General features: G+C 57.1%; 5 protein-coding genes. All 5 read left to right on the top strand.

The genetic code is table 11. The features are described from left to right. Window positions 1–1,782 (top strand): glutamine--fructose-6-phosphate transaminase (isomerizing) (gene glmS, locus PLC66_RS10110; RefSeq protein ID WP_324539946.1); only part of this gene is annotated, 1,782 nt, incomplete at its 5' end. A 90-nt stretch (window positions 1,783–1,872) separates the two neighbouring features. Beyond that, window positions 1,873–3,126, top strand: a complete 1,254-nt coding sequence (locus PLC66_RS10105; protein WP_324539944.1) for an O-antigen translocase — start codon at window positions 1,873–1,875, stop codon at window positions 3,124–3,126. Further along, on the top strand, window positions 3,123–4,334 hold the full coding sequence (locus PLC66_RS10100) for a glycosyltransferase family 4 protein (protein WP_324539942.1): 1,212 nt from the start codon (window positions 3,123–3,125) through the stop codon (window positions 4,332–4,334). The genes PLC66_RS10105 and PLC66_RS10100 overlap by 4 nt, the downstream gene beginning before the upstream one ends. A gap of 16 nt (window positions 4,335–4,350) precedes the next feature. Continuing rightward, a complete protein-coding gene (locus PLC66_RS10095; RefSeq protein WP_324539940.1) occupies window positions 4,351–5,673 on the top strand; it encodes a hypothetical protein in 1,323 nt (440 codons plus the stop codon). Window positions 5,674–5,682: 9 nt separating this feature from the next. Then, window positions 5,683–6,729, top strand: a complete 1,047-nt coding sequence (locus PLC66_RS10090; RefSeq protein ID WP_324539938.1) for a polysaccharide biosynthesis protein — start codon at window positions 5,683–5,685, stop codon at window positions 6,727–6,729. The last annotated feature ends 3 nt before the right edge of the window (window positions 6,730–6,732 follow it).

Raw genomic sequence — 6,732 nt, 5'->3', positions numbered from 1 at the left:
GAAGGCCTGCGCAAGCTCGAATACCGCGGCTATGACTCGGCCGGCATCGCCGTGCTCAACGGCGCCGGCGTGCAGCGCGTGCGCACCGCCGGCCGCGTGGCCGAGCTGGCGGCCGCGAGCGAAGGCGTCGCCGCCCACGCCGGCATCGCCCACACGCGCTGGGCCACCCACGGCGCACCGAGCGAGCGCAACGCCCATCCGCACGTCTCCGGCGGCATCGCCGTCGTGCACAACGGCATCATCGAGAACCACGAAGCCCTGCGCAGCGCGCTCAGCGCCCAGGGCTACGTCTTTACCTCCGACACCGACACCGAGACCATCGCGCACCTGGTCGAGGCCGAGCTGCGCGCGCGGCCCGACCTCTTCGACGCCGTGCTCGCCGCCACGCACCAACTGGTCGGCGCTTACGCCATCGCCGTCATTGACGAGCGCCAGCCGGGCAAGGTCGTCGTCGCGCGCGAAGGTTCGCCGCTGCTGCTCGGTCTGGTCGAAGACGGCGCGCACGCGGGGCACTACGCCGCGTCCGACGCCTCCGCCCTGCTGCAGGTCACGCGCAAGCTCATCTACCTGGAAAACGGCGACATCGCCGAACTCACCGCCGACGGTCTGCGCACCGCCGACGCCAGCGGCGCGCCAGTCGAGCGCCCGGTCGTCGTCTCGCAGCTCTCCGCCGACGCGGTCGAGCTCGGCCAGTATCGCCACTACATGCAGAAGGAGATCTTCGAGCAGCCCGAGGCCCTGGCCAACACGCTCGAACTCATCGGCAACGGCGGCCGGCTGCAGCCCGGCATCTTCGGCGCCGACGCGGCGGACCTGCTGGCGGGTGTGCGCTCGGTGCTGATCCTTGCCTGCGGCACCAGCTACCACTCCGGCGTCACCGCGCGCTACTGGCTCGAATCGCTCGCCGGCATCCCCTGTACGGTCGAGATCGCCAGCGAATACCGTTACCGCAGCTCGGTGCCCGACCCCAACCAGCTCGTCGTCGCCATCTCGCAATCCGGCGAAACCGCCGACACACTGGCCGCGCTGCGCTACGCCAAGGACCTCGGCCACACCCGCACGCTGGCCATCTGCAACGTGCCGGAATCGGCCATCGTGCGCGAATGCGCGCTGCGCTTCATCACCCGCGCCGGGCCGGAAATCGGCGTCGCGTCCACCAAGGCCTTCACTACCCAGCTCGCGGCGCTGTTCCTGCTGACCCTGGTCGTCGGCAAGCTGCGCGGCCGCATCGACGAACAGGCCGAGCACGACCACCTGGCCCGCCTGCGCCACCTGCCGGTCGCCGTCGCCCGCGTGCTCGAACTCGAGCCCAGCATCCAGGCCTGGGCGCAGAACATCGCCCACCGCCATCACGCCCTCTTCCTCGGTCGCGGCCGGCACTGGCCGATCGCGCTCGAAGGCGCACTCAAGCTCAAGGAAATCTCCTACATCCACGCCGAGGCCTACGCCGCCGGCGAACTCAAGCACGGCCCGCTCGCCCTGGTCGACCGCGACATGCCCGTCATCGCCGTCGCCCCCAACGACAGCCTGCTCGACAAGCTCAAGTCCAACCTCAAGGAAGTCCAGGCCCGAGGCGGCGAGCTGTATGTCTTCGCCGACGCGGACAGCCACTTCCCCGAGACCGAGCAGATCCACGTGCTGCGGCTGCCGGAGCATTACGGCGACCTGTCGCCGATCCTGCACGTGGTGCCGCTGCAGTTGTTGGCGTATCACACGGCGCTGGCGAAGGGGACGGATGTGGATAAGCCGAGGAATCTGGCGAAGTCAGTTACTGTTGAGTAGGTGAATCGATAACTTTTATGTAAAAAAGCCTTTTTACCTTTTCGCCTTATAGAAGCTCTCCGCTCACTCCTACTCGACCTCCAACGCAACTTGAACGCCCTTCGCTCAGCAGCTCATTTCATGACCTCCACTGGGGTCAAAATCATCTCCGGACTGATTGTCATCAAACTGATGGCTTCAGAACTAGGTCCAGACGGATTTGGTCTGCTCGGTCAATTCATGACGTTCGTGGCGATCACTACTATGCTCGCCGGCGGCGGTATTACGAATGGGGTTATCAGATCCCTGGCAAGCAACCAGATAAACACCCCAGAGGGGAAGAGTTGGCTATCCGCTGCATTCACACTTACGACAGGGATATCGGTCCTCGTAGGCGTTGCATGCATTTCGCTCGCCCACCCGCTTTCCGGCATTCTGCTGAAAGACAACTACGCCTATCTCTTCATTTCTCTAGCACTAGTACAAGCCGTAGTGGCGTATGGAAATTTGGTCGTTGCGGAAGCCAGTAGCCGCGGAGACAGCGCCTTCTACGCAAAAATCAATATCCATGGCACCCTTCTCGCCACTTGCGCCTTCGCCATTCTAGTAACGAACTTTGGTTTCCAAGGTGCGGCCTTTGGTTTGGTGTTGATGCCGGCGCTACCGGGGGTGATTGCGCTACACCATGCCCTTTGGTACCGAAGGGAGATGCTACACAGCTGGAAGTGGAAATTAGACCGTTATCGGACTCAGCGGCTACTCTCCTTTTCCGCTGCAACCGTGGTAGGCGCCACATCAATTCCCGTAGCGCACTTAGTCATTCGAGAGGCTCTCGGATCAGACCTTGGATGGAGCGTAGTGGGCCACTGGCAAGGCGTAGTCAAGATATCTGACGTCTATATGCAGTTCGTGGGCGTACTCTTGATCAATTACGCCATGCCTCGCTTCGCCGCAGCAATTGACCATAGGCGAGCACTAAACGAGCTCGCGAAAGCTATGGCCTTCCTCCTAGGGGCAGGGATTATAGGTCTCGCTGTGATTTATACGTTTCGCGATTTGACCATAAGACTAGTCTTTTCAGACACCTTTCTGCCCATGTCTACCCTCTTCTCTGCGCAATTTGCCGGAGACATATTTAGAACAATAGCCGCCTCGATCTCCTTTTTCTTTATGGGGAGAGGTCATGTATTGTTGTCGATAGCCTATGAATTCCTGCAGGGCCCAATTCTAATTATCCTCTTTTTCTTCCTTCAAGACAGTGCCGGCGCTCATGCACCGGTATATGCACACCTCGCCAGCAATGCAATTCTGGCTGCGACAATGGGGTTTATCTTGCTGATCTGGTTCAGAAGGAGCACTCGTTGAAAATACTGCTCTTGTGCACGAAGTTTTCACTCAATGAGAATGATCCTTGGCTCACCAATGAGTTGGCGGAGGCGCTTCAATTGGCTAGCCATGAGGTAACGGTTGCTTGCCTCGACTGGTCCGGCGATAGCGGCCGTCAGACGGTCGAACTGAAGACCGGATCGGGCGTCCGCGTAATTGCGATACCGCCGGTGATGACACGCTCGCCTTTCCCAACTCTCAACAAAGTGTTGAAATGGACCTTATCGTCGATATGGGGCCACCTGACACTACGGCGCCGACTTCGGAACCAAGCCTTCGATCTGGTAATTGGATTCTCCCCTGCCGTGACGATGGCGCTACCAATATTAATGCTGACACGGAAAATGAGCGAGAAATCCCTTCTTATACAATGGGATTTTTTTCCTTACCATCAACAACAGATTGGAGCAATTCCCTCGGGGATTTTGTTTCAAGCTGCAAAACTCGTGGAGACGCTGCTGATTCGTCGATTTGACACCATCGGCTGCATGTCGCCGGCTAATGTCAAGTACGTTCAGGATCACTACGACCTTCGTCCAACCCAGCACGTGGACGTCCTACCCATATGGGCTAAAGGGGAGGTATTGACTGACATCGACGCCGAAGCCGTTCGCAATGAATATGAACTGCCGAGCTGCCGCCCTATAGTTGTTTTCGGCGGACAACTTGCGCCGGGTCGAGGCCTCAATGACCTTCTTCAGATGGCTGAACTAGCGGAGGGCGCAGATTCGCCGCTATATTTCTTGATCATAGGTAGCGGACCATTGGAGGCGGCAGTAAAGGCCTACCTCGTGAGCGGGCATCGCAACCTCCGCTGGATCCCGCGAGTTCCTCGACCGGAGTACCTTAAGATTATCCAGGTTTGCGACATCGCTCTTGTTTGTACGGTGCGCAACGTCAATGTCCCGACTTTCCCTTCAAAGACTCTCGACTATCTGCGCGCCGGATTACCAATCGTTGCCTCCGTAGAAAAATCAACCGATTACGGTGACTTCCTTCTCGCGAACGCGGTAGGCATCAGCGTGGAGGCAGGTGAGCCCTCTAGACTACTAGCAGCAATTGAAGCTCTTCTCCAAGACGCGGATAGGCTTGATATGATGAGTAAAGAAGGGCCGGGTTGCTTCATTCAAAACTTCGAAGTGACGCATGTCGCTCGGCAACTCCTCGACATCGCTTCCGCAACGTAGCGGACCGGATTAGCTGATGAGTAATTCATTCCACACGCTCCGTCTAATGCCTCTGTACGTTGGCACTACTTATTTAGCTTTAACGGTCGCTCTTTTTTTCGGTGGGCCGTTCAACTGGCCAATCGAAAACACTACAACTCTACTGTTGTTCCTCAGCGCTTCGATAGCAAGCATTTCGGTCGGCTTTTGTTTGGGGTCCCGATCCTCCTCTCCCGGAGGCAATTTACGCGCATGGCGCTTCTGCTTTCGGCTTGGCGCGATAGCTAGCATTGCACTTCTTTTTCCATCTACATTGGCATACACGGGGAAATGGCCATGGGAGATCGGGCTCGTTCTTGGCGATCAGGGTGCTGCATATAGAGAAATGCAGGTGGCTCTACAAGCAAATGAGTCTGGAATTAGGCTTTACGTATCGATAGCGCGCGCAGCCTTCGGACCTTTCGTTTTCTGCGTGATACCATTTTCAATATTGAACTGGGAGCATTTGCGGCGAGTTGACTTTATACTGCTGTTTTTGCATGTAATTTCGATAGTTATTTTCTCTCTAATGCGTGGGACAGATCGCGAAACAATCGACCTCCTTTTTGTAGTCATCGGAACGGTGGTCATTCGACTAGCACGGCAGAGCCTTGTAACTGGCCGGCTCCACTTTAGCGTCACTCGAATTTTCGGTTTCTTACTTTTTTTTGCGACCATCTCGATAATCGCACTGGCTCTATTTATCGATCGAAAGGAATCAAGAATGGGTGGAGATGACGCATTTTGCGTGGGAGAGACTCTGGTGTGCTCCACCCGCGGTAAAAATCAATCCCCTATCGTGTCAAAATCCATGTTTGGCCTTGAGATGCTAACTGCATACACAGCACAGGGTTACTACGGATTATCATTAGCACTCGATTCGGATTTTTCGTGGACGTATGGATTAGGGCATTCACCCTTCCTCATCGATAGACTCGGCAACCATATCGATGAGACGTTGTACGATCGCAGCTACATGGCAAAGATCAACGCCGCAGGGTGGGACGATAAGACTCAGTGGTCGACGATTTTTCCTTGGCTGGCAAGTGATGTAGGTTTTCCAGGCGTTCCTTTCGTGATGGCGATCTTTGCCTTTGTATGGGGGGCTTCATGGAAGAGCTCCGTCGTTTCCGGAAGTGACGCGGGCGCGCTTGTCTTCTTATATTCATGCATATTAGTTCTGTATATCCCCGCGAACAATCAGTTAGCACAGACTTTAGAGCCTTATTTTTCTGCAGTTTTTTGGCTTCTAACATGGCTTACGAGCGGTCGACCTTCCGCTATTAGTCGTAGGAAATTCTTTTATCGGAATGGAAATTGAGAGGATTTGATGTTCAACAATAGAGTACTCCTCATTACGGGTGGGACGGGTTCATTCGGTAACGCGGTCCTGAAGCGTTTTCTTGACTCAGACATTGGCGAGATCCGTATCTTCAGCCGTGACGAGAAGAAGCAGGACGACATGCGCAAGCGCTATAACAGCGCCAAGCTCAAGTTCTACATCGGCGACGTGCGCGACCAACGCAGCGTGGAACAGGCGATGCGCGGGGTGGATTTCGTCTTCCACGCCGCCGCGCTCAAGCAGGTGCCGTCCTGCGAGTTCCACCCGATGCAAGCTGTGCGCACAAATGTGCTCGGCACTGAGAACGTCCTCGAGGCGGCTGTCGCTGCTGGTGTCAAACGCGTGGTGTGCCTGAGCACCGACAAGGCCGTTTATCCAATCAACGCGATGGGCATCTCCAAGGCGATGATGGAGAAGGTGATAGTCGCAGCGAGCCGCAACCTGGAAGGCACCGGAACGGTGATCTGCGGCACACGCTACGGCAACGTGATGGCCTCGCGCGGCTCGGTGATTCCGCTGTTCGTCGAACAGGTGCTGGCGGGCAAGCCGATCACCATCACCGACCCGAGCATGACCCGCTTCATGATGACGCTGGCCGATGCGGTGGATCTGGTGCTGTATGCGTTCGAGCACGGCAACAACGGCGACATCTTTGTGCAGAAGGCACCGGCCGCCACCATCGAGACGCTGGCACGCGCTGTGACCGGTCTGATGGGGAAACCCGATCACCCGGTAAACATCATCGGCACCCGCCACGGCGAGAAGCTCTACGAGGCACTGTTGAGCCGCGAGGAAATGGCCTGTGCAGAAGACATGGGTGACTACTTTCGAGTGCCGCCCGATGGGCGTGACCTCAACTACGGCAAGTTCGTGGATCAGGGCGAGGCGAGGCTGACGCAAACCGCACACGGCGAGGACTACAACTCGCATAACACTGCACGCTTGGACCTGGAAGGCATGACGCAACTGCTACTCAAGCTCGAAGGCATGCAGCGCATTGCCCGCGGCGAGACGACGACCGTCGAGGAGTGCTGAGGC

The organism is Thauera sp., from assembly GCF_035444905.1.
In the GTDB taxonomy this organism is placed as follows: Bacteria; Pseudomonadota; Gammaproteobacteria; order Burkholderiales; family Rhodocyclaceae; genus Thauera.
This window is presented reverse-complemented; position numbering and strand designations above follow the sequence as displayed.